The organism is Sphingomonas sp. TX0543, assembly GCF_048565505.1.
Lineage (GTDB): Bacteria > Pseudomonadota > Alphaproteobacteria > Sphingomonadales > Sphingomonadaceae > Sphingomonas.
The window spans coordinates 2,251,497-2,276,694 of record NZ_JBLZUS010000002.1 but is presented as its reverse complement, the minus strand read 5'-3'; the positions used below and the strand labels follow the sequence as shown (position 1 = coordinate 2,276,694).

24 protein-coding genes are annotated in these 25,198 nt (G+C 65.9%); 14 read left to right on the top strand and 10 right to left on the bottom strand.

Going from position 1 to position 25,198, the window contains the following annotated elements:
- Positions 1-31 precede the first annotated feature (31 nt).
- Positions 32-475, top strand: coding sequence for a copper chaperone PCu(A)C (locus ACM61V_RS11545; protein WP_137786175.1), 444 nt, complete (start codon positions 32-34; stop codon positions 473-475).
- Positions 438-944 (top strand): vgr related protein, encoded by a 507-nt coding sequence (locus ACM61V_RS11540; protein WP_137786174.1) that lies wholly within the window; start codon positions 438-440, stop codon positions 942-944. Before ACM61V_RS11545 ends, ACM61V_RS11540 begins: the two co-directional genes overlap by 38 nt.
- Here ACM61V_RS11540 and purB read toward each other — a convergent pair.
- Positions 941-2,251 carry an adenylosuccinate lyase gene (gene purB, locus ACM61V_RS11535; protein ID WP_137786173.1) on the bottom strand — a complete coding sequence of 437 codons (1,311 nt, stop codon included), beginning with the start codon at positions 2,249-2,251 and terminating at the stop codon, positions 941-943. The two genes, ACM61V_RS11540 and purB, sit on opposite strands and share 4 nt — an antisense overlap.
- A gap of 169 nt (positions 2,252-2,420) precedes the next feature.
- Here purB and ACM61V_RS11530 point away from each other — a divergent pair, with 169 nt between their 5' ends.
- Positions 2,421-3,857: an NAD-dependent succinate-semialdehyde dehydrogenase gene (locus ACM61V_RS11530; RefSeq protein WP_137786172.1), complete on the top strand. Its 1,437-nt coding sequence runs from the start codon at positions 2,421-2,423 to the stop codon at positions 3,855-3,857.
- A gap of 28 nt (positions 3,858-3,885) precedes the next feature.
- Here the strand turns inward: ACM61V_RS11530 and ACM61V_RS11525 are convergent, their stop codons facing one another.
- A complete protein-coding gene (locus ACM61V_RS11525) occupies positions 3,886-5,037 on the bottom strand; it encodes an acyl-CoA dehydrogenase family protein (protein ID WP_137786171.1) in 1,152 nt (383 codons plus the stop codon).
- Positions 5,034-6,011 (bottom strand): acyl-CoA dehydrogenase family protein, encoded by a 978-nt coding sequence (locus ACM61V_RS11520; RefSeq protein WP_419714007.1) that lies wholly within the window; start codon positions 6,009-6,011, stop codon positions 5,034-5,036. Before ACM61V_RS11520 ends, ACM61V_RS11525 begins: the two co-directional genes overlap by 4 nt.
- A gap of 79 nt (positions 6,012-6,090) precedes the next feature.
- On the opposite strand from ACM61V_RS11520, the gene ACM61V_RS11515 reads away from it, so the two are divergent.
- From ACM61V_RS11515 to ACM61V_RS11495, 5 genes are read left to right on the top strand one after another with little or no spacing between them, the layout of a single operon-like run.
- On the top strand, positions 6,091-6,876 hold the full coding sequence (locus tag ACM61V_RS11515; RefSeq protein WP_249341473.1) for a metallophosphoesterase family protein: 786 nt from the start codon (positions 6,091-6,093) through the stop codon (positions 6,874-6,876).
- Between the two features lie 44 nt (positions 6,877-6,920).
- Positions 6,921-7,847, top strand: a complete 927-nt coding sequence (locus ACM61V_RS11510) for a bifunctional riboflavin kinase/FAD synthetase (RefSeq protein ID WP_137786169.1) — start codon at positions 6,921-6,923, stop codon at positions 7,845-7,847.
- 59 nt (positions 7,848-7,906) lie between these two features.
- Complete coding sequence (gene ileS, locus ACM61V_RS11505) at positions 7,907-10,783, top strand: isoleucine--tRNA ligase (RefSeq protein ID WP_137786168.1); 2,877 nt, start codon at positions 7,907-7,909, stop codon at positions 10,781-10,783.
- A complete protein-coding gene (gene lspA, locus ACM61V_RS11500; protein ID WP_137786167.1) occupies positions 10,780-11,286 on the top strand; it encodes a signal peptidase II in 507 nt (168 codons plus the stop codon). The genes ileS and lspA overlap by 4 nt, the downstream gene beginning before the upstream one ends.
- On the top strand, positions 11,286-11,696 hold the full coding sequence (locus tag ACM61V_RS11495) for a DUF3035 domain-containing protein (RefSeq protein WP_137786166.1): 411 nt from the start codon (positions 11,286-11,288) through the stop codon (positions 11,694-11,696). Before lspA ends, ACM61V_RS11495 begins: the two co-directional genes overlap by 1 nt.
- Positions 11,697-11,723: 27 nt before the next feature.
- On the opposite strand, the gene metC is transcribed toward ACM61V_RS11495, so the two are convergent.
- From metC to ACM61V_RS11480, 3 genes are all read right to left on the bottom strand, one after another.
- A complete protein-coding gene (gene metC / locus ACM61V_RS11490; protein WP_137786165.1) occupies positions 11,724-12,959 on the bottom strand; it encodes a cystathionine beta-lyase in 1,236 nt (411 codons plus the stop codon).
- On the bottom strand, positions 12,917-13,753 hold the full coding sequence (locus ACM61V_RS11485; RefSeq protein ID WP_137786164.1) for a sulfurtransferase: 837 nt from the start codon (positions 13,751-13,753) through the stop codon (positions 12,917-12,919). Before ACM61V_RS11485 ends, metC begins: the two co-directional genes overlap by 43 nt.
- Positions 13,754-13,833: 80 nt before the next feature.
- Complete coding sequence (locus tag ACM61V_RS11480; protein WP_171007535.1) at positions 13,834-13,992, bottom strand: Flp family type IVb pilin; 159 nt, start codon at positions 13,990-13,992, stop codon at positions 13,834-13,836.
- A gap of 148 nt (positions 13,993-14,140) precedes the next feature.
- Here ACM61V_RS11480 and queF point away from each other — a divergent pair, with 148 nt between their 5' ends.
- The 3 genes from queF (at position 14,141) to ACM61V_RS11465 (ending at position 18,304) form a co-directional block, all read left to right on the top strand.
- On the top strand, positions 14,141-14,584 hold the full coding sequence (gene queF / locus ACM61V_RS11475; RefSeq protein ID WP_137786163.1) for a preQ(1) synthase: 444 nt from the start codon (positions 14,141-14,143) through the stop codon (positions 14,582-14,584).
- A 131-nt stretch (positions 14,585-14,715) separates the two neighbouring features.
- Positions 14,716-16,983 carry a glycosyltransferase gene (locus ACM61V_RS11470; RefSeq protein ID WP_419714006.1) on the top strand — a complete coding sequence of 756 codons (2,268 nt, stop codon included), beginning with the start codon at positions 14,716-14,718 and terminating at the stop codon, positions 16,981-16,983.
- Positions 16,984-17,023: 40 nt separating this feature from the next.
- A complete protein-coding gene (locus tag ACM61V_RS11465) occupies positions 17,024-18,304 on the top strand; it encodes a glycoside hydrolase family 130 protein (RefSeq protein ID WP_137786162.1) in 1,281 nt (426 codons plus the stop codon).
- Here the strand turns inward: ACM61V_RS11465 and ACM61V_RS11460 are convergent.
- Together ACM61V_RS11460 and ACM61V_RS11455 are read right to left on the bottom strand one after the other, a co-directional pair.
- Positions 18,279-20,255 (bottom strand): OPT family oligopeptide transporter, encoded by a 1,977-nt coding sequence (locus tag ACM61V_RS11460; protein WP_419714005.1) that lies wholly within the window; start codon positions 20,253-20,255, stop codon positions 18,279-18,281. The genes ACM61V_RS11465 and ACM61V_RS11460 overlap by 26 nt on opposite strands.
- 144 nt (positions 20,256-20,399) lie before the next feature.
- Entirely contained in the window at positions 20,400-20,582 is a 183-nt protein-coding gene (locus ACM61V_RS11455; protein WP_137786160.1) for a CsbD family protein, read from the bottom strand.
- Positions 20,583-20,742: 160 nt separating this feature from the next.
- Between ACM61V_RS11455 and ACM61V_RS11450 the strand changes: the two genes are divergently transcribed.
- Complete coding sequence (locus tag ACM61V_RS11450; protein WP_137786159.1) at positions 20,743-22,029, top strand: homoserine dehydrogenase; 1,287 nt, start codon at positions 20,743-20,745, stop codon at positions 22,027-22,029.
- Positions 22,030-22,061: 32 nt separating this feature from the next.
- On the opposite strand, the gene ACM61V_RS11445 is transcribed toward ACM61V_RS11450, so the two are convergent.
- Together ACM61V_RS11445 and ACM61V_RS11440 are read right to left on the bottom strand one after the other, a co-directional pair.
- Positions 22,062-22,277 (bottom strand): hypothetical protein, encoded by a 216-nt coding sequence (locus tag ACM61V_RS11445; protein WP_171007526.1) that lies wholly within the window; start codon positions 22,275-22,277, stop codon positions 22,062-22,064.
- A 57-nt stretch (positions 22,278-22,334) separates the two neighbouring features.
- Positions 22,335-23,567, bottom strand: coding sequence for a multidrug effflux MFS transporter (locus ACM61V_RS11440; RefSeq protein WP_137786158.1), 1,233 nt, complete (start codon positions 23,565-23,567; stop codon positions 22,335-22,337).
- 123 nt (positions 23,568-23,690) lie between these two features.
- Here ACM61V_RS11440 and ACM61V_RS11435 point away from each other — a divergent pair, with 123 nt between their 5' ends.
- Positions 23,691-24,182 carry a hypothetical protein gene (locus tag ACM61V_RS11435; RefSeq protein ID WP_137786157.1) on the top strand — a complete coding sequence of 164 codons (492 nt, stop codon included), beginning with the start codon at positions 23,691-23,693 and terminating at the stop codon, positions 24,180-24,182.
- A gap of 54 nt (positions 24,183-24,236) precedes the next feature.
- The gene (locus ACM61V_RS11430; RefSeq protein ID WP_137786156.1) at positions 24,237-25,193 is read left to right on the top strand and encodes an isopenicillin N synthase family dioxygenase; all 957 of its coding nucleotides are present in this window, start codon (positions 24,237-24,239) and stop codon (positions 25,191-25,193) included.
- Positions 25,194-25,198 lie beyond the last annotated feature (5 nt).

The window sequence follows — 25,198 nt, the reverse complement described above, 5'->3', positions numbered from 1 at the left end:
ACAAGCTGTTCCGTATAAGGAGTTACCGCTCGTGCGCACCTTCGCCACTTTCCTGCTCGCCGCGGCCGCGCTCGGCGGGTGTTCGCAGCAGAAGCAGCTTTCCGTCAGCAACGCCTGGGTGCGGCTTCCGGCGGTGACCGGCCGGCCGGCGGCGGCCTATTTCACGATCCACGGCGGCGCGGCGGACGCCACGCTCATCAACATCTCCACCGATGTCGCGGTCCGCACCGAGATGCACGAGATGAAAGCGGGCGCCAACGGCGCGATGACGATGGACGCGATTCAACAGGTGCGCGTACCCGCGCGCCAGACCGTGCGGTTCGCGCCGGGAGGGCAGCATGCGATGCTGTTCGACGTGAACCCGAGCGTGAAGCCGGGCGGGCAGATCGCCTTCACGTTCACCTTCGCCGACGGTCTGCGGATCCAGCAGCAGGCCGATGTCGTCGGCGCCGGCGATCCACCGCCCAAGGGATGAGCGCACGATAGTGAGCGACCGGGCCCTCACCGCCGGGGAGATCGCGCTCGCCCGGTCGATGTTCGGCGATGCGATCGATTATGGCGCGGTGCGAATCGCGCGGCGGCGCTGGGCGTTCTTCCAGCCGCGCGACGTGGTGATGGCGCCGCGCGGCACGATCCACTTCCATCCGCGCGGGGCAAGCTATCGCGACGATTTCGCCTGTGCGCCGACCGATCTGCAAGGGCTGTTCGTCCACGAGATGTGCCACGTATGGCAGCATCAGCGCGGCGTGTGCCTGCCGATCGCGCGGCACCCGTTCTGCCGCTACCACTACAGCTTCGTGCCCGGCTGGCCGCTGAAGCGTTACGGGATCGAGCAGCAGGCGGAAATCATCCGCCATGCCTTCCTCCTGCGCGCCGGCATCACCGTGCCGGGCGCGCCGGCGCTCGAGCGTTACGAGACGCTGCTCGGCCCGTTCCGATGCTAGCCGAACACGCGACCGAAGATCGTATCGACATGCTTCAGGTGATAGCCGAGATCGAAACGCGCGTCGATTTCCTGCGGCGAAATCGCGGCCGTCACCTCGGGATCGTTCTTGAGCAGCTCGGCGAGTGACAGGGCGCCGTCGGATTCCCACACCTTCATCGCGTTGCGCTGCACGAGCCGGTACGAATCCTCCCGGCTCACCCCCGCCTGCGTCAGCGCCAGCAGAACGCGCTGCGAATGCACGAGGCCGCCCATGCGATCGAGGTTCTTCTGCATCCGCTCCGGATAGACGAGCAGCTTGTCGATCACCCCGGTCAGCCGCGACAGCGCGAAATCGAGCGTGATCGTGGCATCCGGGCCGATATAGCGCTCGACGGACGAGTGGCTGATGTCGCGCTCATGCCACAGCGCGACATTCTCCAGCGCGGGCGTGACATAGCCGCGCACCATCCGGGCGAGGCCGGTGAGGTTTTCGGTCAGCACCGGGTTGCGCTTGTGCGGCATCGCCGACGAGCCCTTCTGGCCGGGCGAGAAATATTCCTCCGCCTCCAGCACCTCGGTGCGCTGGAGATGCCGCACCTCCACCGCAAGCCGCTCGATCGACGAGGCGATCACCCCCAGCGTCGCGAAGAACATCGCGTGGCGATCGCGCGGTATCACCTGCGTGGAGACCGGCTCGACCGACAGGCCCAGCTTGGCTGCGACATGCGCCTCCACCGCCGGATCGATATTGGCGAACGTGCCCACCGCGCCCGATATCGCACACGTCGCGATATCGGCGCGGGCGAAGGCGAGGCGATCGCGGTTGCGGCTGAACTCGGCATAGGCTTCGGCCAGCTTCAGCCCGAACGTCACCGGCTCCGCGTGGATGCCGTGGCTGCGGCCGATCGTGGGCGTCAGCTTGTGCTCATGGGCGCGGCGCTTGAGCACGTCGAGCAGCGCGTCGAGATCGGCGAGCAGGATATCGGCCGCGCGGGTGAGCTGCACCGACAGGCAGGTATCGAGCACGTCCGAGCTGGTCATGCCCTGATGCATGAACCGCGCCTCGTCGCCGACATGCTCGGCCACCCAGGTGAGGAAGGCGATCACATCATGCTTGGTCACCGCCTCGATCGCATCGATCGCGGGAACGTCGATCGCCGGATTGGTATCCCACCAGCGCCACAGGGCGGCGGCGGCCTCCTTCGGCACCACGCCGAGATCGGCAAGCGCGTCGGTGGCGTGCGCCTCGATCTCGAACCAGATGCGAAAGCGCGTTTCGGCGGACCAGAGCGCGGTCATCTCCGGGCGGGAATAGCGCGGGATCATGTTTCTTCCTCGAAGTTCGTGGCGGGTGCCGGAGTCGGCGGTTTCGCCGCCGCGTAGCAGCGCGGGCCAGTCAGGCCAACCGCCGGCTCTTTTTGGCCGGAGGGGTGGACAGCGGGCGGAGGCGATCGCATCTCCCGAGCGAAATCCAGCTTCAAGCAAGGTGAGCAAGATGAGCCAGAACGATCGCCCCGCACGCGGGCTTTATATTGCCGGCGAATGGCGCACGGGCGGCGGTCGCGAGGAACAGGAGGTGCTCAATCCGGCGACCGGCGCGGTGATCGGCACCGTTCCGCATGCATCGGCGGCAGACCTGCAAGAGGCGCTGGAGGTGGCCGAGCGCGGCTTTCACGCATGGCGCAAGACGCCGGGCGAGCAGCGCGCGGCTGTCCTTTCGCGCACGGCGGCGCTGATCCGCGAACGCGCCGACGAGCTCGCCGCCATTGCCACCGAGGAACAGGGCAAGCCGATCGTCGAAGCGCGCGGCGAGGCGCTGGGCGCGGCGGGCATCCTCGAATTCCATGCTGGCGAGGCGACGCGCATCTACGGCCGCGTGCTGCCACGCCCGGCGGGATCACGCAGCCTTGTTCTGAAGCAGCCGGTCGGCCCGGTCGCGGCGTTCTGCGCGTGGAATTTTCCGCTGCTCAATGTCGTGCGCAAGCTTTCGCCGGCGATCGCATCAGGCTGTTCGGTGATCCTGAAGCCGAGCGAGGAAACCCCCGCGAGCGCAGCGGCGATCCTGCGGTGTTTCCAGGATGCCGGATTGCCCGGCGATGTGGCGCAGATCGTATTCGGCGTGCCGGATACGGTGTCGCGCACATTGCTCGCCTCGCCGGTCACGCGCAAGCTCAGCTTCACCGGCTCGGTGCCGGTCGGCAAGCATCTGATGCGGCTGGCGGCGGACAGCGTGATGAAGATGACGATGGAGCTGGGCGGCCACGCGCCGGTGCTGGTGTTCGACGATTGCGATCTGGAGAAGACGCTGGACATGGTTGTCGCGCACAAGTTCCGCAATGCGGGGCAGGTCTGCGTGGCACCGACGCGTTTCTATGTGCAGGACGGCATCTATGACCGGTTCGCCGCCGGGTTTGCCGATCGCACGCGCGCCCTGGCCGTCGGCGACGGCAGCGCCGCGGGAACGAAGATGGGGCCGCTGGCCAATCCACGGCGCCCCGAAGCGATCGAGGCGCTGGTCGAGAACGCGCGCGAGATCGGCGCGCGCGTGCTGGTGGGCGGCGGGCGCGGGGAGGGCGACGGCTTTTTCTATCGCCCCACCGTCATCGCGGACGTTCCGCTGGAAGCGAAGGCGATGAACGACGAGCCGTTCGGCCCGCTCGCGCTGCTGCGCCGCTTCGGGACGCTGGACGAGGCGATCGAGCAGGCGAACCGGCTGCCCTTCGGGCTGGCTTCCTATTGCTTCACCGAGAACGGGCGCCGTCAGGCGATCCTGGGCGACGCGGTGGAATCGGGCATGGTGTGCATCAACAACGTGCGCGCCTCATGGCCGGACGCGCCGTTCGGCGGCGTGAAAGACTCGGGGTTCGGCTCCGAGGACGGGCCGGAGGGCATCGAGGCGCACATGATCACGAAGTCCGTGCACGTCAGCTGAGCGCCGGCGCGGCGTGGGGCCGGGGGTGTCAGCGCACCCCCAGCCCGCGCGCGATGATGCCGCGCAATATCTCGCGCGTGCCGCCGCGCAGCGAGAAGCTGGGCGCGTTGAGCATCGTATGCGCCAGCACCGCGACGAAATCGCAGGTCGAGGCGCGATCCGGCTCGGCATCGACCAGGCTGCGTGCGATTTCCGGCATGTCCTGCTCGAACGTCGCGCCGAGATCCTTCACGATCGCGGCGTGCACGGCGGGGTTCTCGCCCGCCTCCAGCAACGCCGCCACCCCGCGCGACAGCCGCCGCAGCACCACCAGATGCGCGGTGAGCCGCCCCAGCGCCAGCCGCGCGGCATCGCCGGGCGCGTCGCGCAGCACCGCGATCAGTTCGAGCAGCAATTGCATCGACGACAGGAAACGCTCCGGCCCGCTGCGCTCGAACGCCAGCTCGCTCATCACCTGGTTCCAGCCGTCGCCTTCCCTGCCGATGAGCGCGGACGCGGGGATGAACGCGTCTTCGAAGTGCACCTCGTTGAAATGGTGCTGCCCGGCGAGATCGATGATCGGGCGGATCGTCATGCCGTCCGTGGCATGCATATCGACCAGCAACTGGCTGGTGCCGGCCTGCCGGTCGGTGGAGGCGCCGCTCGTGCGGCAGAACAGGATCATATAGTCGGCATGATGCGCGCCGGTGGTCCACAATTTCGTACCGGTCACGCGCCAGCCGCCGTCCACCGGCGTAGCGCGGGTGCGCGTCGCCGCAAGATCGGAACCGGAATCCGGCTCGCTCATCCCGATGCAGAACACGGTTTCGCCCGCCGCGATGCCGGGCAGTATCGTCGCCTTCTGCTCCTCGGTGCCGAACTTGAGCAGGCTTGGCCCGCTCTGCCGGTCCGCGATCCAGTGCGCCGCTACCGGTGCGCCGGCGGCGAGCGTCTCCTCCACCACGACATAGCGCTCGAACGCGCTGCGCTCATGCCCGCCATACCGTTTCGGCCAGGTCATGCCGAGCCATCCCCGCGCTCCCATCGCGCGGCTGAAATCGCGATCGAAGCCGTTCCAGCTTTCGGCGCGGGACACTGGCGGGCGCGTCGCGAGCTGCGCCGCCAGGAACGCGCGGACCTCACCACGCAATTCCTCTGCCGCGGGTGATGGCGGCGGGGAGGGGAAGCGGAACCCGGTCATGCTGCGGCCACCATCGGCCAATAGCCTTCGGGGCCGGCGGATAACGCACGGTAGCCGACGATCTTCGCCCAGTAGGCCGCGCCGCCGAATTCGTCGCGCCACCCCCACAGGCTGGTGGTGAAAAGGTGCAGACGATGCTCCGCGGTGAAGCCGATCGCGCCGTGAAGCTGATGCGCGATGCCGTTCGCCCGGCCAACCGCCTCGCCGATCCGGACACGTGCGACCGCGATCGCGAAGCCAGCCGCCTGCGGATCGTCGAGCAGCGCGTCAGCGGCGAGATCCGCAGCCGCCGACGCCGCCGCGACTTCGCCCGCCAGCTTCGCCAGTTCCTGCTGGATCGCCTGGAATTTCGCCAGCGGACGACCGAACTGCACACGATCGGATACATGGGCGACCGTCATCTCGAGCACCCGTTCGAGCGCCCCGGCGCATTGCAGGGCGCGAACCAGTGCGCCGCGCTCGATCAGCCCGCCCGCGATCGTGGCGGAATGGCGAGGGTACGGTAGGCGCAGCGAGTCGCGCGGCAGGCCGGCGATGTTCGCACTCTCGCGCTCGGTCACGACACCCGTATCGATCCGGCCGATCCCCGCCGATGTCTCCACCACGAACGTCCGGCAATATCGCCCCCATGCGACCCGCGCGTCGCCGCCCTGCGGCACCAGCGCGGCGGGGCCGTCCGCCAACGGCAGGCCCGCCTCCGCCAGTGTCGCGTTGGCGAGCATGGTTTCGCCGAGCGGCAGCGGCACGGCATGGCGACCGAACAGCCGGATCAGTTCCAGCGCATCGCGCGGATCGAGCCCGAACCCGCCGGCGCTTTCCGGAACCAGCGCCAGGGGCACGCCCTGATCCTCCAGCGCGCGCCACAGCTCATCGGGCCATTCGCCGGACCGGGCGGCATGCATCGTCCGTTCGTCAAGCCGCGCGTCGAGCAGCCGCTCGATCGACTCGGTCAGGATCGTGGCAATCTCGCTCACGCGCTCTCCATCGCAATCTTTGCTATCGTTGCAAACCGCTCTAAGCCGTTTCGATTAGGGCGCAACAGGCGAGTAAAGCGTGACGACCAGGCTGTTCCACGTCAGCGACATCCACTTCGGCGCGGAGGATCCGGCGGCGCTCGACTGGTTTGCCGAGCGCGTCGCCGAAGAGAAACCCGATGCCGTCATCATGACCGGCGACCTCACGATGCGCGCGCGCCGATGGGAGTTCGACGCGGGCGGGCGGTGGTTGCGCGCGCTCGGCGTGCCGGTGACGCTGGAGGTCGGCAACCACGATCTGCCTTATTACTGGGATCCGCTCCGGCGATTGTTCACGCCTTATCGCCGCTATGGCGCGGCCGAGAAGCTTATCGAGCGTCCGCTCGAGATCGACGGCATATCGATCATCCCGCTCAAGACCACCGCGCGCGCGCAGCTTCGCTGGAACTGGTCGAAGGGGCGGGTGAGCCGGAATTCGCTCTCGAACGCGCTGGCGCTGATCGCCGATGCGCCGAAAGGCAATCTGATCTTCGTCGCCGGGCATCATCCGCTGATCGAGGGGCCGACGACCGGATCGGGCCGCACGCGCGGCGGCGCGCGGGCGCTCGCCGCATTTGCGGAGGCGGGCGCACATGCGGTGCTTTCCGGGCATGTGCACGATCCGTTCGACATCCCTTACGACCGTGATGGCTGGCGCGTGCGCCTGATCGGGGCGGGGACGCTGTCGAAGCGGTTGCGCCAGACGCCGCCCAGCTTCAACGAGATCCGCGTTCAGGGCAATCGCTTCGAAACGCTGGTGCGAACGCTTTCGTCCCGCCTGCCGACTTCGATCAGCGCCGCGACCGATGCCGGCGCGACACGCTGACGCCACCATTGCGATCGGCACTGCCGCCCCCTAAGGCGCACCGCATGGAGCGGCTGGACGGCGGCTCGGCGATCCCGCCGCACCTCGCGGGGGGCATCGTCGCGCTCGGAAATTTTGACGGTTTCCACCTGGGACACCAGGCGGTGGTTGGTCGCGCGGTCGAGCAGGCGCGCGCGGAGGGGCGGCCCGCGCTGGTCGCCACGTTCGATCCGCATCCGGTGCGCCACTTCCTCCCCGCCACGCCGCCGTTCCGCCTCTCCACGCTCGATCAGCGCGAGCGGCTGTTCGCGGATGCCGGCGTGGACGGGATGATCGTCCTCCAGTTCGACGGCGAGCTGGCCGCGCTTTCCGCCGAGGCTTTCGTCCGCAATCGGCTCGCCGGGCTGCTGCGGGTGGGCGGCGTCGTGACCGGCGAGGATTTCACCTTCGGCCACAACAAGAGCGGCAATACAGCCGCGCTCGCCGCTTTCGGCGCGCGTTACGGCTTCACCGCTGCGACAGTCGACGCGGTGATGCTCGATGGCGCGCCCGTATCCTCCAGCCGCATCCGCGATGCGCTGCGTTCCGGCAATCCGCGCGAGGCTGCGCGGCTGCTCACCCGGCCATGGGCGATCGAGGGGCAGGTGCAGCACGGCGACAAGCTGGGGCGCGAGATCGGCTATCCCACCGCCAATATCGACATGGGCAAATATCTGCGCCCCGCCTACGGCATCTACGCCGTGCGCGGGCGGCTCGCGGATGGCCGCGTGCTCGACGGCGCAGCGAATCTCGGCATCCGGCCGAGCTTCGATCCGCCCAAGGAACTGCTGGAGCCATATTTCTTCGACTTCGGCGAAGACCTTTACGGCCAGCGGATCGAGGTGGAACTGATCGACTATCTGCGCCCCGAGGCGAAGTTCGACACACTCGAAGCACTGGTGGCGCAGATGGGCGCGGATTGCGATCGCGCGCGGGCGATCCTTGCCGCGTAACGGGCAACGCACATTCGGCATGACGCGGCCATATTCCCGCGCTAATGCCGCGCGCACTCATGGCTGACGCATCCGACACCACCAAGCGCGACTGGCGCGACACCGTCTTCCTGCCGAAGACAGATTTCCCGATGAAGGCCGGGCTGCCGCAGAAGGAGCCTGCGATCCTGGAACGCTGGCAGAAGCTGGGCCTGTACCAGCGGCTGCGCGAGGCGCGGAACGGCCGGGAGAAGTTCATCCTTCACGATGGCCCGCCCTATGCCAACGGCGACATGCACATCGGCCATGCGCTGAACCACATCCTGAAGGACATGGTTGTCCGCACCCAGACGCTGCTGGGGAAGGACGCGCCCTATGTGCCCGGCTGGGATTGCCACGGCCTGCCGATCGAATGGAAGGTCGAGGAGGAATATCGCAAGAAGAAGCTGAACAAGGACGAGGTGCCGCCGCGCGAATTCCGCGCCGAATGCCGCGCCTATGCCCAGCATTGGGTCAACACCCAGCGCGAGCAATTGAAGCGGCTCGGCATCAACGGCGACTGGGACAAGCCCTATCTCACGATGGACTATGCCGCTGAGGCGACGATCGTCGGCGAGCTGATGAAGTTCGCCGAGAGCGGCCAGCTCTATCGCGGGGCGAAGCCGGTGATGTGGTCGCCCGTCGAAAAGACCGCTCTGGCCGAGGCCGAGGTGGAATATGAGGACATCACCTCCACCCAGATCGACGTTGCGTTCGAGATCGTCGAGGCGCCGAACGCGCCGGAACTGGTCGGCGCGCATGCGGTGATCTGGACGACGACGCCGTGGACGATCCCGGTCAATCAGGCGTTGGCTTATGGGCCGGAGGTTGAGTATGTTGTTATAAATCTTCGCTATTTCTTCTCGGATGACCCGGGCAAGACGGTGCTTGAAGGATGTAAGCGAGAAGGCCCATATATTGTTGCCAAGACTTTGGTCGATTCCTTTGTGAGTCGACTTGAGCGAGCCGAAACGAATGAGTTGGCTGGCGACCTATCAGGCCAAAAAGTCGAGGCGGACGTCGGCTTATCCGAGCCTTTTCTCGGAGCTAAGCTCGCCGGAGCGGTCGCCCATCACCCTATGCACCACCTCGGCGGCTTCTTCGCGAAGCCCCGTCCGTTCCTCGCCGGCGATTTCGTCACCACGGACGCCGGCACAGGCCTTGTCCACATGGCCCCGGACCACGGCGAGGACGATTTCGAGCTGTGCAAGGCGAACGGCATCGACCCTGTGTTCGCGGTCGATGCGAGCGGCTTCTACCGCGAGGATTGGGCGTGGCTCGGCGGGCAGGGCAGCGTCATCAACAAGAAGTTCGTCGCCAGCGATGGGCCGATCTGCACCGACCTGCGCGCGGCGGGGGCGCTGCTCGCGGCGTCGGACGATTTCAAGCACAGCTATCCGCATTCGTGGCGTTCCAAGGCGAAGGTGATCTTCCGCTGCACGCCGCAATGGTTCATCCCGGTGGACAAGCCGATCGAAGGCGGCGACACGCTGCGCCAGAAGGCGGTCGCCGCGATCGCCGCGACACGGTTCGTGCCTGAGAAGGGGCGTAACCGCATCGGCGCGATGGTGGAGGGGCGGCCCGATTGGGTGATCTCCCGCCAGCGCGCGTGGGGGGTGCCGATCGCCTTGTTCGTGAACCGCAAGACGGGGAAAGAGCTGTGCGATCCGGCGGTCAACGCGCGGATCGTCGCGGCCTTCCGCGCCGAGGGCGTCGATGCGTGGAGCGACGAGGCCGCGCCCGCGCTGCTCGGCCCGGATTACGATTTCGCCGATTACGAGCGCGTCACCGACATTCTCGACGTGTGGTTCGATTCAGGCTGCACCCACGCGTTCGTGCTGGATAGCGGCCGCTGGCCCGAACTGCGCTGGCCGGCGGACCTTTATCTCGAGGGGTCCGACCAGCATCGCGGCTGGTTCCAGTCATCGTTGCTGGAAAGCTGCGGCACGCGCGGGCGGGCGCCTTATGACGCGGTGCTGACGCACGGCTTCACGATGGATGCCAAGGGCATGAAAATGTCCAAGTCGCTGGGCAACACCGTCAATCCGCTCGATCTGATGAAGGAATATGGCGCGGATATCCTGCGGCTGTGGGCGCTGTCGGTGGATTTCACCGAGGACCATCGCATCGGGAAGGAAATCCTCGCCGGCGTGGCCGATCAGTATCGCAAGCTGCGCAACACCTTCCGCTATCTGCTCGGCGCGCTCGACGGGTTCGACGAGGGCGAGCGGCTGCCGGTTGCCGAATGGCCGGAGCTGGAGCGCTACATGCTCCATCTCGTCCACGCGCTCGACGGCCAGCTTCGGCAGGCGATCGCGGACTTTGACTTCAATACCTACGTCCGCCTGCTGAGCGATTTCGCGAACGAGGATCTGTCGGCGTTCTTCTTCGATATCCGCAAGGATTCGCTCTATTGCGATGCGCCGACCGATACGAAGCGGCGCGCCTATCGCACGATGCTGGACGTGCTGTTTCACGCGCTGACGCGCTGGGCCGCGCCGGTGCTGACCTTCACCGCGGAGGAAGTGTGGCAGTCGCGCTTCCCGAGCGAGGATGGATCGGTGCATCTCCTCGAATGGCCGGAATTGCCCGTCGAAAGCGGCGAGGACGTAAGCCAGCGCTGGCTCGCCGTCCGCGCCCTTCGCGTGCGCGTGACCGAAGCGATCGAGCCGCTGCGCCGCGAGAAGATCGTCCGCTCCAGCCTGGAGGCCGAGGTGACGGTGCCGGAAATGCCGCTCGCGGCGGATGCGCTTGCGGAAGCGTTCATCGTGGCGCAGGTTTCGCCGGGCGACGACGTGACTGTGGCGCGCACCGACTATCACAAATGCGGGCGCTGCTGGCGGTTGCTGCCGGAGGTCGCGGAGGATGACGGGCTGTGTAACCGCTGCGCCAAGGTCGTCGCCGGGGTGACGGCATGACGCGCACTATCCCCCGCATCGGGCTGATCGCGGCGGCGGCGCTGTTCGTGCTCGATCAGCTCGTCAAATGGATCGTCACCGGGCCGCTCGGGCTCGATTATCTCGGCGCGGTGCGCGAGATCGCGCCGATCTTCGATCTGCGCTTCGTGCAGAACGTGGGCGTCAGCCTGGGCATGTTGCGCGCGGAGAGCGAGACGGGGCGCTGGCTGCTGGTGGCGTTGACCGGCGCGATCGCGGCGGGCGTATTGTTCTGGATGTGGCGCGAGAGGAACCGCGTTGATCAGATCGCGCTCGGGCTGGTGCTGGGCGGGGCGATCGGCAACATCGTCGATCGGGTGCGGTTCGGCTATGTCGTCGATTTCGCCGACCTGCATTTCGGCGAGTGGCGTCCGTTTTTGGTCTTCAATGTCGCCGATGCGGCGATTACGATTGGTGTGCTTATCCTGCTGGTGCGCGCGCTCCTGATGCGCGACAAGCCCGGCAAGCCTGTGGAGAATCGATAATGCGTAAGATCGTCGTCGCCGGAGCCGGCATCGCCGCGCTCGCCCTGCTCGCCGGTTGCGGCAAGCGCGGCTACGATCGGGCGCGCCCCGACGAGTTCGCCGTCGCGCGCCAGCCCTCGCTGGTGATCCCGCCCGATTTCGCGCTCGTTCCGCCCACCCCGGGCGCAGCGCGCGTTCAGGCGAACAACGCCGCGCAGACCCAGACGCTGGAAGCGCTGTTCGGCGCCGCGCGGCGCGATCCGGCCGAGGCGGCGACGATCGGCCAGACCGGCGGCACGGCGGACGCCGGCATCCGTTCCTCCGTGGGCGATCCCAAGACCAACGTGGTCGACAAGGGGCAGACCACCCGCGATATCGTCGCCGCGCCGGAGGGTGACGGTCAGGACGCACGGGCGGCGACCCCCAAGTAAACGGGGGCCGACCGGCGCCGGACGGGCTCAGCCCAGCGCGGCGCGAAACCTGTCCAGCCCGCGTTCCAGATCCGCGATCAGATCGTCCGCGTCCTCCAGGCCGATCTGGAGCCGCACGAGCGGCCCGCCGAAATCAGGCGTCGTCACGCTACGGTATTTCTCCGGGTCGACCGGGAGCGCGAGGCTCTCGAAGCCGCCCCAGGAATAACCGATCCCGAAGTGATCGAGCCCATCGATCAGCGCCGCGCGCTCCCGCTCGCCGCCGCCATCGAGCGCGAACGAGAACAATCCGCTCGCGCCGCTGAAATCGCGCGCGAACAAGGCGTGGCCGGGGCAGGAGGGCAGCGCAGGATGCAGCACACGTGCCACCTCAGGCCGGGTTTCCAGCCAGCGGGCGATGGCAAGCGCGCTGTGGTGATGCCGCTCCAGCCGGAGGTGCATCGTCCGCAGGCCCCGGCTGCCGAGCCAGGAATCGTCCGGGCTGGCGACCTGTCCGAGCTGAAAGCTGGTATCGCGCAACCTCGCGAAGCGCCCTTTCGCCGCCGTCACCGATCCGAGCATCACATCCGAATGACCGACGACATATTTCGTGCAGGCAAGGATCGAATAATCCACCCCGCGCTCGATCGCGCGGAAATTGAGCGGCGTCGCCCAGGTATTGTCGAGCAGGGTGACGATCCCGCGCGCCCTGGCCGCCGCAACGATCGCGGGCACGTCCTGCACCTCGAAGGTGAGGCTGCCGGGGCTCTCCATGAAGATGGCGCGCGTTCGTTCGCCGATCAGATCGGCGATGCCGGCGCCGATCAGTGGATCGTAGAAGCGCGTCGCGATCCCCATCCGCCTGAGCAGCCCGTTCGCCAGCGAGCGCGTGGGATCATAAGCGGAGTCCGGCATCAGCAGTTCGTCGCCGGGCGACAGGACGCTGAGCAGCGCGGCGGCAATCGCGGCCACGCCGGAGGGATAGAGGAAGGTCGCCTCCGCGCCAGGCTCCAGCTCGGTCAGCGCATCGGCGAAGCTCCATTGAGTCGGGGTGCCGCGTCTGCCGTAGAACAGCCGATGGTGCGTGTCGGTACGCGCATACTCGCGCAGATGGGCAACGTCGTCATACAGGATCGTCGAGGCGCGCCAGACAGGGGCGTTGACGACGCCGCCGGTCCATTCCTTTCGGCGCCCGGCCGAAACGACGCGGGTGGCGTCGGCGATCTTGCCATTATCGCCGCTCACCGGCCGGTCTCCTTCGGCAGGTCCGGGCTTGCGCCCCATTCGGCCCAGCTACCGTCATAGACCGCCACATCACGACCGAGCAGATGCGCGGCAAAGGCGATGATCGAGGCGGTGACGCCGGAGCCGCACGTGGCCACCAGTGGCCGGTCAAGATCGACGCCGTTTTCGGCGAACACGCCGGCCAGTGCCTCGCGCGACAGCCATGTTCCGTCGCCATTGAAGAAGCGGCCATAAGGGATGTTGACCGCGCCGGGGATATGGCCAGGCACCACGCCGGGGCGTGGCTCCGGCTCTTCTCCCGCGAAGCGCGCCGCCGAGCGTGCGTCCACCACCTGCTCCGCCTGTGTGCCGAGGTTTGCGCGCATCGCCGCCATATCCCGCACCCCCGCACCATGCGTGCGCGGCGAGATATGGCGCGGGCGTGGCGGCGTCGGATCGTCGGTCAGCGGCCGGCCCTCGGCGCGCCATTTCGCGAGCCCCCCATCCAGGATCGCGACATCGGGCACGCCAAAGCTGCGCATCATCATCCACGCGCGCGCGGCCGTATGATGCGGCGACTCGTCATAAAGCACGATGCGCGTCCCATCCCCGAGGCCCAGTGCGGCCATCCGGCTGGCGAACTTCTCCACCGGCGGCAGCATCATCGGCGCAGGATTTGCCGTATCCACGATCTCGGCGAGATCGAGGAACACCGCGCCTGGAATGTGCGCGTCGCGATATTCCGAGGCGCCATCACGCCCGTCGCCGGGGAGAAACCAGGAGCAATCCGCGATGCGCAGATCGGGGGCGCCGAGCGTATCGGCCAGCCATTTCGTGGAGACAAGCGATTCCATGCCCGGCCCTTAGCGTGCCTGGCGGGTGACGCGAAAGTGGCGCGAGCGATCCCAGCGAAATGCCCGGAAAGATGCCGCGCTTACGTTGCCTTCATATTGCTCGATACATTGTTGAACGTGGTCTTCAGCTTGTTGCCCAAGCCACCCATCGCCGAAATCGCAGCCACTGCGATCAATGCCGCGATCAGGCCATATTCGATTGCCGTCGCCGCCTTTTTGTCCCGCAGGAATTTGAAAATCACAAGCTTTGTCCCGCTCCGATCGTCCAGATCGGATGCGTTTGCCGCAAATCATTTCATTTTTAATTAATTTACCGTGATCGTCACCCGCACCATATTGGCGAGCTGACGGTAGCATCCGGTCGATCGCGCGCCTATCTGGCGCCGCATGACGCTCCATCTCGGCCATGCCAGCACGCTGCCACCCTCGCCCGAAGAGGCGATACTCGATTACGTACCGAACCCGCGCCCCGGGCGCAGCTATGCCGTGCGCTTCGTCGCGCCCGAGTTCACCTCGCTGTGCCCGGTAACGGGCCAGCCCGATTTCGCGCATCTGGTGATCGACTATCTGCCCGGCGCCACGATCGTCGAATCCAAATCGCTCAAGCTGTTCCTCGGATCGTTTCGCAACCATGCGGCGTTCCATGAGGATTGCACGGTCGGAATCGGTGAACGGCTGGCTCACGAGATGAAGCCGCAATGGCTGCGTATCGGCGGCTATTGGTATCCCCGGGGGGGCATTCCGATCGACGTGTTCTGGCAGACTGGGGCGCCACCGGCGGGATTGTGGATACCCGATCAGGGCGTTCCGCCGTATCGCGGGCGCGGCTGATCTCGATCAGCATGGTTTTATCGTGCTGCGATGCACAAAATATGCAACTATCCACGCAGTCGCCGGTTTGAATTGACGAACAAAGGCGGATCATCCGCCGGAACCCAGCGATACCAGAAAGTGAGGCGGCGGTGGAAGGACGCATTCGGCAGACGGTTGATCACATCGCACTGATCGGCAATTTCCTGCCCCGCAAGTGCGGCATCGCTACGTACACGACCGATACGTATAGTGCGCTGCGGGAGAGGTTTCCCGACCTGCGCGTCGATGTTTACGCGATGGACGATCATCCGGGTCGCTATGAATATCCGCCCGCCGTGACCGGGACGATCGTTGAACAGGATCGCATTTCTTACATCGAAACCGCGCGACAGATCGAGCAGTCAGGCGCGCAGGCGATCTGGCTTCAGCACGAATATGGCATTTTTGGCGGTGCAGCAGGCGAGCACATTCTCGCCTTGCTCGATCGCACCACTCTTCCTCTCATCGTCACGCTGCACACCGTTCTCGAGAAGCCGGACGCGCATCAGCGCACGGTGATGGAAGGTTTGCTGCGCCGCGCCGCGCGCGTGATCGTGATGGCCGATCGCGGGGGCGAAATACTGGCGCGGGTTTACGGCGCCGATCCGCGGGCGATCGTGACTATTCCGCACGGCGTGCCCGATCGCGCCTTGATGAACCCGGCCGTGCTCAAGCCGCGCTTCGGCTGGGAGGGGCACAAGGTTATCCTCACGTTCGGCCTGCTCGCCCCCGGAAAAGGGATCGAGACGTTCATCGAGGCTTTGCCCGAAATCGTTCGCAACCATCCCGATGCGCTGTACGTCGTGCTGGGCGCGACTCATCCGAACCTCGTCGCGAACGAGGGCGAGAAATATCGCGATTCGCTGAAGGCGCTCGCTCGGGAACGCGGCGTTGAACAGAGCGTGCTCTTCATCGACGCCTTTGTCGATTATGATGAGTTGATCGATTATCTGCAGGCGGCTGATCTTTATGTTACGCCCTATCTCAATCCCGCTCAGATCACGAGCGGCACGCTGAGCTATGCGGTGGGCGTCGGCAAGGCGGTGATATCGACGCCGTATGTCCATGCCACCGAGATACTGGCGGACGGCCATGGCGTGTTGGTCAACTTCCGCGACTCGGCCGCGATCGCGCGTGAGGTGAACCATCTGCTCAGCAATGATCGTGATCGCGCCAGCCTTTCGCAGCGCGCCTATGCCCGTGGGCGCACGATGATCTGGCCGCGACTTGCCGAGCGCGCGATGGACGAGGTCAACGCGATCGTCGCGGCCCGGCCCGAGCGGTTGAGCAAAAGCAGCAACACGCCAAAATTTCTGCCGCCCGATATCGGCGCGGTCGAGCGAATGAGCGACAGAACGGGCATGCTTCAGCACGCGATCTACTCCGTGCCTGATCGTCGCCATGGCTATTGCATTGACGATAATGCACGCGCGCTGATGCTGATGAGCGCGATCGACACCATCGACGCCGACGTACGTGATCGATGGACGACCGTTTACGCGTCATTCGTTCAATATGCGTGGAACCCGGACAAGCGCCGCTTTCGCAATTTCATGAATTTCGATCGCACCTGGTGCGAGGACGAAGGCTCCGAGGATTCGAACGGTCGCGCGCTGTGGGCGCTCGCCGTCACCGCGCGGGACGCGCGCGAACGCAAGCATCGCGATTGGGCGACCGCATTGTTCGATGACACGGCCAGCCTGGCTCTGTCGCTCGGCAGCCCGCGTGCGCAGGCATTTGCCATGCTTGGCGCTGCTGCGATGCTGGAAGCGGCGCCCGGCAATCAACTGGCGCGCGCGATACTGGAGCGTTTTCCGGACGAGCATCTCGCCCTGCTCGATCGGACGAGCCGGCCCGACTGGCGCTGGTTCGAGATCGTTCTTGCGTATGACAACGCGCGATTGCCGGAGGCGATGATCCGCGCCGGCATGGCGCTCGATCGCCAGGATCTGATCGACTGCGGGATCGAAACGCTCGAATGGATCGTCGGGATGCAGACCGCGCCGGGCGGTCATTTCCGCGCGATCGGCACCGAAAGCTTTGGCCGCCCCTACGCCGATCCGCTGCCGTTCGATCAGCAGCCGCTGGAGGCGCAGGCAACGATCGAGGCGTGCGGCGCAGCCTATGAGGCGACTCGCGACTCGAAGTGGATGGCGGAGGCGCAACGTGCCTATCGCTGGTTCTTCGGAGGCAATGACCTCGATATGCCGCTGGCCACGTTGCCGGATGGCGGCTGCTTTGACGGGCTTATGCCGACCGGGCTGAACCGCAATCAGGGGGCGGAATTGATTCTGGCGTTGCAACTTGCCTCCTGCGCCATTTCAAGGCTTTCAAAGTCGGGCATAGCCGTGGCAGGTCGGGGGCGCGCCGTGGCCTGATCGGCGGCGCGCGACTTGAAAGACGGCACGAGGGCGGGTTTTGGAAATTTTCAATCATCGATTGCGGCTGCACGCCGATCCTTCGCGCGTGGTGGTCCGGCCATTCCATCTTGGCTGGCAATCGAACGGATCGGGCGTGAGCCGGTCGCAACGCCTTATCAGCGAAGTGCTCGGCATGACCGAGCGCGAGGCGAGCGTGCAGCTTGAGACCGTGCTCAAGGATTTCGAGGCGCGGCATTGGCAGACGCGCCGGGTGTTCATGACCCGTTACGATCGGATCGCGGCCCAGCACGGGCTGGATGGCAGCACGATCGGCGACGTGAAACGCCAACTGATCGGTGCGTATTTCTGCCACGAATACAGCTACGCCGCCGCCGCGCTGATGAACCCCAGCGTCGTGCCACATCACGATCAGACCGGCATGCCGAAGGGATCGCAACGGATCCTGATGTCGCTGCGCGCGGTTGGCGAGGGGCATATCTCCTCGGTCGTATTTCGCGAGGGTATCATCACCGGAAGGCGCGAGCTGAAGCTGGCGCCCGAACCGCCTTTCGCCACAGCCGCCGATGCCGAGGGGATAAACGAGGAACAGGCGCCGACCGGCCCCGTGACGGTCCAGCGGCACCGCGATTCGACGCTCTCCGGCACGGTGATCTTTCCGATTACCGACGCGCAGTCCAAGGGGCTTGAGGATCTGCGCCTGGTGAAATTCCAGCACGATAATGGCGATGCGGAATGGCTTGGCACCTACACCGCCTATAACGGCTCCACGATCCAGTCCGAATTGTTGCGGACGCGCGATTTCCGCTCGTTCGATCTCGTCCCGATGACGGGCACCGCCGCGCGCAACAAGGGCATTGCGCTGTTCCCGCGCAAGGTGGACGGCACCTATATGGCGATCGGGCGGCAGGATGGCGAAAACCTGTATCTGCTCAAGACCGACGATCTCACGCACTGGGATGACGGCGAACTCATTCTGAAGCCGGATCAGCCGTGGGAATTCGTGCAGATCGGCAATTGCGGCGCGCCGATCGAGCTGGATGAGGGCTGGCTGTTGCTCACGCACGGCGTGGGGGCGATGCGCAAATATTCGATCGGTGCGGCGCTGCTGGACAAGAACGATCCGTCGAAGGTTATCGGGCGCACCAACGGCCCGATCCTTGCCGCCGCCGATCAGGACCGCGAGGGCTATGTGCCGAACGTGGTCTATACCTGCGGCGCGATGCGGCATGGCGACATGCTGTTCATGCCATACGGCATCGCGGATAGCTCGGTGGGTTTCGCTTTCGTCGATATCAAGGCGCTGCTGGCGCTGATGTGACGAGGCCGCGCGCGCGGCGATAAAGCCACCATGTCAATGCCGTGAACAGCAGCGGCCCCGCAATGAGCGCGGCGGGGCCGAAGCCTTCGCCCACCACCGCCAGTGGCGAATCGGTGTTCGTCGCCGCGACGACGCCAGCGAAGGCGACGCCGAACAGGCTCTCCCCAACGATCATTCCCGTCGCGAGCAGCACCCCGAGACGCTTCGCGCCCTCAGCATCGGCGCGCCGGTCCGACCAGCGATCATAGCACCAGCCGAGCACCGATCCGGTCGTGACCGGAAGGATCACCGCCATCGGCAGGTAGATGCCGATCCCGATCGCGAGCGGGGGCAGGCGCAGCAGTTTCAGGCGTCCCAGCACCTCGTCCAGCGCGATGAAGCCAACCCCCGCCAGTGCGCCCCATCGCAGCATCGGCCAGTTGAGATCGCCGCCCAGCACGCCCTTTGCCAGCGCGGAAATGAGCCCCGCCTGCGGCGCGGCGAGTGCCTGTGGCCCGGCGCCCGGCGCACCCGCAAAGCCGAAAGCGGTGTTGAGCAGATCGAGCACGATCGGCACCACCAGCGACCCGAAGCATACGCCGACGACGAGCGCCACCTGCTGCTTCCACGGCGTCGCGCCCACCAGCTGGCCGGTCTTCAGATCCTGAAGGTTGTCGTTCGAGATCGTCGCCACGCCGAACACGACGCCCGTAACGATCAGCGCGTAGGCGATCAGCGCCTGTGACGTTTCCGGCGGATTATCGCGACCGAACAATGCCACCAGCATCAGCGAGGCGGCGAGTATCGAGAGGATGCCGATCGCTGATACGGGCGAATTGGACGCGCCGATCAAGCCCGCCATATAGCCGCATACCGCCGCGATCATCAGCCCGATCACCGCCACGAAGACAAGCGCGCCGGCGATCAGCAGCACGCCCTGGGCGGCTAGCGGGCCACCCGCGATCACGCTCCACAACAGGATTCCGATCGGCACCAGCGTGGCGAGCGATACAATGGCAACGATGCCGATCGGCAGATCACGCTCGGTCAGCGCCATCGTCGCGCCGGTCTGTCGCGCACGGCTGGCGGCAATGGCGGAGGCGACGCCGCCCACCACCGGGCGCGCGATCCTTACCAGCGTCCAGACCGCGGCGACCCCGATCACCCCCGCACCGAAGAAGCGCACGTCGGCGCGGAAAACCGTGTTCGCCAGTTCCTCCGCACTGCCGCCGACGCTGCTGTGCGCGGTGAGGATCGGCAGCAATATCCACCAGCCTGTCGCCATGCCGACGAGTTGCGCCATGCCGACCGACAGGCCCACCAGATGGCCGACGCCGAGCAGCGCGAAGGAGAGGCCGCCCGAAATGCCGGTCGCGCCCGCGCCCACGCGAAACCAGCGCGCTGCCTCCGCGGCGGCGAGCTTCATCTGGGTGAGCAGCGCGAACCCGGCCGAGGCGAGGCTCCCTCGGATCAGCACCGAAAGGCCCTTCGCGCTTTCCGCTCCACCGTCGCGGGCGGCCGAACCGACTTCCAGCACCTCGGCGGCCGCGCGACCCTCCGGGTAGGGCAGGTCGGTATCCACCACGAGCGCGCGACGTAGCGGGACGGAGAACATCACGCCGAGAATGCCGCCAGTCGCGGTGATCGCCGCCGTCGTTACGAATGGAAAGCCATGCCACCATCCGATTATCACCAGCCCAGGCAGCACGAAGATGATCGCCGCAAGCGTGCCCGCAGCGCTGGCGATCGTCTGGACGATGTAGTTCTCAAGGATCGTGCTGTCGGGGAAGAGGCGAAGTACCGCCATCGATATCACCGCGGCGGGGATCGAGGTGGCGAAGGTCAGCCCTACCTTCAGCCCCAGATATACATTGGCCGCCGTGAACAGCAGGGTGATGATCCCGCCGAGCAGGATGCCGCGTATGGTAAGCTCGGCAACGCCAGTGCGCGGGGTGTCGGTCGAAATGCTCATCCGCGATCATTAGCCACCCCGGCCAAAACGCACCACCCCGACGAACATTGCGGAATGCTGCCCGATGGCGGCAATTCCGGCATGTTCGCCGGGGCGATTGTTATGGCATCAGGCGTGTCGCGGACCGCCTGGTGCGTCAAATCGTCAGATGTTGTCGCCGAGCTTGCCCTTGACGTCGCCAACCGCCTTCTGCGCATGGCCCTTAACGTTCTGGGCAGCGCCCTTGGCCTCAAGCTCGCGGTCGCCGGTTGCCTTGCCGATCTCTTCCTTGACCTTGCCGGCGATCTCGTTCGCGGTGCCCTTCACCTTGTCCTTGAACTCACCCACGATGTTTCTCCTCACAACTACTAAATGACAATGCGGGGGAACACGAAACGATCCACATGCTGATCGCGATCAGGTCGATTTACGCGGCGCGCCCTGTCCCCCTTGTCGCGTCACCCGCCGTAGCCCAAGAGCGGCCGCACGAACTTTGCGGGGAATCGACATGGCGGAAGCGTTGCGCGTGGCTTTGGCTGGGCTGGGTACGGTCGGATCGGGTGTGATCCGCGTGCTCGAGGCCAATCGCGCATTGATCGAGCGCCGTGCCGGCCGCGCGATCGAGGTGGTTGCCGTTTCCGCGCGCGATCGCGGCAAGGATCGCGGCGTCGATATCGCGGGTTTCACCTGGGTCGATGACACCGTTGCGCTGGCCGACGCGGCGGCCGACGTGGTGGTGGAGCTGGTCGGCGGGGCAGATGGCCCGGCGCTGGCGCTCGCCCGCGCCACATTGGAGAACGGCAAGGCGTTTGTTACCGCGAACAAGGCGATGCTCGCACACCATGGCGTCGAACTGGCGGAGGCGGCGGAAAGGGCGGGCGTGCCGCTCAAGTTCGAGGCGGCGGTTGCGGGCGGCATCCCGGTCATCAAGGGGTTGCGCGAAGGCGCCGCCGCGAACGAGATCGCGCGGGTTCAGGGCATCCTCAACGGCACCTGCAACTTCATCCTCAGCAAGATGGAGGCGGAGGGCCGTGATTTCGGCGAGGTGCTCGCCGAGGCGCAGGTGCTCGGATATGCGGAGGCCGATCCAAGCTTCGACATCGATGGTGTGGACGCCGCGCACAAGCTTTCGATTCTGGCCAGTCTCGCATTCGGCACGCGGCCTGCGTTCGACGATGTGGCGATACGGGGCATCCGCCAGTTGATCGCGGGTGACATCGCGGAGGCGGCTGCGCTGGGTTATCGCGTCCGCCTGATCGCGCAGGCGGAGCTTGGAGCAGGGGGGCTGTTTCAGCGCGTCCAGCCGCAGCTCGTGCCGCAAGACCATCCGCTCGCCCATGTCACCGGCTCGACCAACGCGGTGGTGGCCGAGGGGAATTACGTTGGCCGGCTCCTGTTCCAGGGCGCGGGGGCGGGCGACGGACCGACAGCCAGCGCGGTGATCGCCGACCTTATTGATATCGCGCGCGGCGAGTCCGGCCCGCCATTCGCGATGCCGGTAAGCGCACTGACCGACGCGCCGGCGGCAAATACCGGAGCACGGCGCGGCCGTGCGTATTTGCGTTTCATGGTTGCTGACCGGGTCGGCGTGCTCGCAGAGATCGCCGCCGCGATGCGCGACGCTGGCGTTTCGATCGAAAGCCTCATCCAGCGTGGTGCGAACGCGGATGGCAGCGCACTTGTCGCGATTGTTACCCATGAAGCGCCCGAGTCCGCAATTTCCGCGGCGCTGGAGCGCTTGCGCGGTTCGCAGAGCCTTGTCGGCGAACCGATGTGGATGCCGATCCTCGACTGATCAGGGTTGCAAATTACCGCTGACCAGCAGGGTTAAACCGCCTCGTCGTCTTCGCCGGTGACGCGAAGCTCTTCCTCGTCCGGGTCCAGGTCGAGATCCAGATCCGGGGCGAGATCGGTTATGACGGTGCCATCGCTCGGCCCTTCGTGAGTGACCTCGATGATTTCGGCGCGCTGGCTCTCGTCATAGCCTTCCTCGTCGTAGCCATCATCGCCCGACCCATGGCCCGCCACTTTATGTCCGCCCATGCCAATCTCCTTCATATCCACCGAACCCGCGCCGAAGCGCGCGGTTCCCCGGGATCGTCAGGTAGCCGGATGGAACAGGCGGCCACGCTCGGTGATTGCGGCCAGCGCCAGCGCGGCGAGCGCGGCGATCAGGAAGCCCGTGGTCAGTGGCATGGTCGTGCCGTTGAACGCCTGCCCGATCAGCGAGCCGACCGCCGAGCCGAATGTCAGCGAAATGAAGCCCTGCACGCTTGATGCGGTGCCGGCGATATGGCCCATCTTCTCCATCGCCATGGCAGAGAAATTGGACGTGGTGAGTGCAAAGCACGCCAGCGTGATCGACTGGAGGATGCCGAAAATCAGCACCGTTTCATGCCCGGTCGCCGCGATAGCGAGATGCAGCGCGGTCGTCGCGACCATCACGAGCACCGCCCCGTGGCTGATGCGCCGCGTCCCGAGCCGCATGACCAGACGCACGTTCATCAGATTCGCCACCATCATCATGCCGGCGCTGGCCCCGAAGATGACCATCAGCAGCCTGGGCTGCCCGAACGTGTCCGCCATGATCTGCTCGATCGAGCCGAGATAGCCATAAAGCGCGGCGGTAAGCGCGGCGGCGGCAATCGTGTAACCGAGCGAATAGCGATCGGAGAGCGTCGTACGCCAGCCGGCGACGATCGCGGGGATGCGGATATCGCGGCGATCTTCAGGCGGCATCGTTTCCGGCACGCGGGCGATCACCCAGAGCATCACCAGTATCGCAAGGCCGGTGACGATCCAGAATATCGTCCGCCATGTGCCGAACAGCAGGATGATCGTGCCGAATGCTGGCGCCACGATCGGCACCGCCATGAACACCATGAACGCAAGCGACATGATCCGCGCCATTGCGCGGCCGGCAAAACAATCGCGCACCATCGCTACCGTCGCCACCCGCGATCCCGCCACCGCCGTGCCCCCGATGAAGCGGGCGGCGAGCAGCAGCGGAAAGCTTGCCGAGATCGCCGCGAGCACATTCATCGTGGCATAGGCGGCGAGCGCGCCGATCAGCATCCGGCGTCGCCCGAAGCGATCGACCAGCGGGCCGTGGAACAATTGCCCGATGCCGAAGCCTGCCCCGAAGATGGTGATGACGAACTGCCGGTGATTGGGATTTGCAACGTGGAGCGAGCTGCCGATGTCGGGCAGCGCCGGCAGCATCGTATCGATGCCGAGCGCCGCCATCGCCATCAGCGCGGCGACGAGCGCTACGAATTCGCCGAACGGGATCGGCGCGCCGCGTGGCGTGTCCTGGGTCAACGATGCTGCCATGCGATCGCGGTTACCGTTCGCCGCACTGGAAGTCACCCCATTGGATGACATGGCCGAAAAGCGCGTGCCCTTGCTACATGCGCCAGGGTGTCGTACCTGTGTAATACAGGTAGGGGAGACTTTATGATCCGTACAAGCGGCTCTTTTGCACTCATCGCGATCGCGGCGGCCACGCTTTCCGCCTGCGACAAATCCGGCGACGGCACGTCGATATCGATCGCGTCGGACAATGGCGCGGGCAGCTGGTTCGACGGCAATTCCGGGGCGGTGAAGATCGATACGCCGGTCTTCAAGGGCGAGTTCAATCTGCCGAAGATCAATCTGACGGCAGAGAATTTCGATATCAACGGGGTTCACCTCTACCCCGGATCGCGGATCGCGGCGGTCGATATCAAGCCTGAACGGAGCGACGACGAGGGAATCGTGACGGTCCGATTCGAAAGTCCCGCTTCGGTCGATACGGTGCGGAGCTGGCTCAAGGATCAGTTCGATCGAAAGGGCGCCAAGGTTACGGTCGACGGCAACAGCCTTCATGGCGAGACCGACGACAAGCCGTTCCGCTTCGATCTTGCGCCAAAGGGCGACAAGGCAGCCGGCACGGTGACGATCGGCTAGCGGCGTAGCGGGGCAGGGGCTATGAGCGCGGTTTGCAATTTACGGACGCGATACATGCTCGATACCCCGCTGGCCCAGGTGCCGACCCTCAGCCTGAAGGACCAGGCGACCGACCCGATCGCGTTCGCGGCGGCGATCGGCGGCTCTTTCGAGCGTTTCGGGTTCGCGATCGTCGCGGATCACGGCATCCCGACCGATCTGATCGACCGCGCGTGGCGTGAAACGGAGGCGTTGTTCGCACTGCCCGACGCGGAAAAGCGCGGCTATTTTGTAGAGGGCGGCGGCGGGGCACGCGGCTACACGCCATTCAAGACCGAGATCGCCAAGGACGCCAAGCACGTTGACCTGAAGGAATTCTGGCATGTCGGCCGGGAATTGCCGCAGGGCCATCGCTTCGCGGGCGAGATGTCGCCGAATATCTGGCCGACGCGCCCGGAAGGATTCCGCGATACCTTCCTCGAACTGTTCACCGCTTTCGATCGCGCAGGAGACCGGTTGCTATCCGCGATCGCCCGGCACCTGAAGCTGGCGCCCGACTGGTTCGAGCCGGCCGTCGCGGACGGCAACAGCGTGCTGCGGCTGCTTCACTATCCGCCAATCCCCGCCGATGCGGAGGGCGTGCGCGCAGGCGCGCATGAGGACATCAATCTCATCACGCTGTTGCTTGGCGCAGAGGAAGCGGGGCTGGAATTGCTAGATCGCGATTCGGGCCGCTGGCTGGCGATCAAGCCGCCGGAGGGGGCGATGGTGGTCAATGTCGGCGACATGCTGCAACGCCTGACCAATCATGTCCTGCCATCGACCACGCACCGCGTCGTCAATCCGCCGGTCGAGCGGCGCGGCCATTCGCGCTATTCGATGCCGTTCTTCCTGCATCCCGCGCCCGATTTCCTCATCGAGACGCTCCCGGGCTGCGTGAGCGCGACGAACCCTGACCGTTATCCCACGCCCATCACCGCGCACGATTATCTCCACGAGCGGCTCGTCGAGATCGGTCTTATCAAGAAATAGGCGGT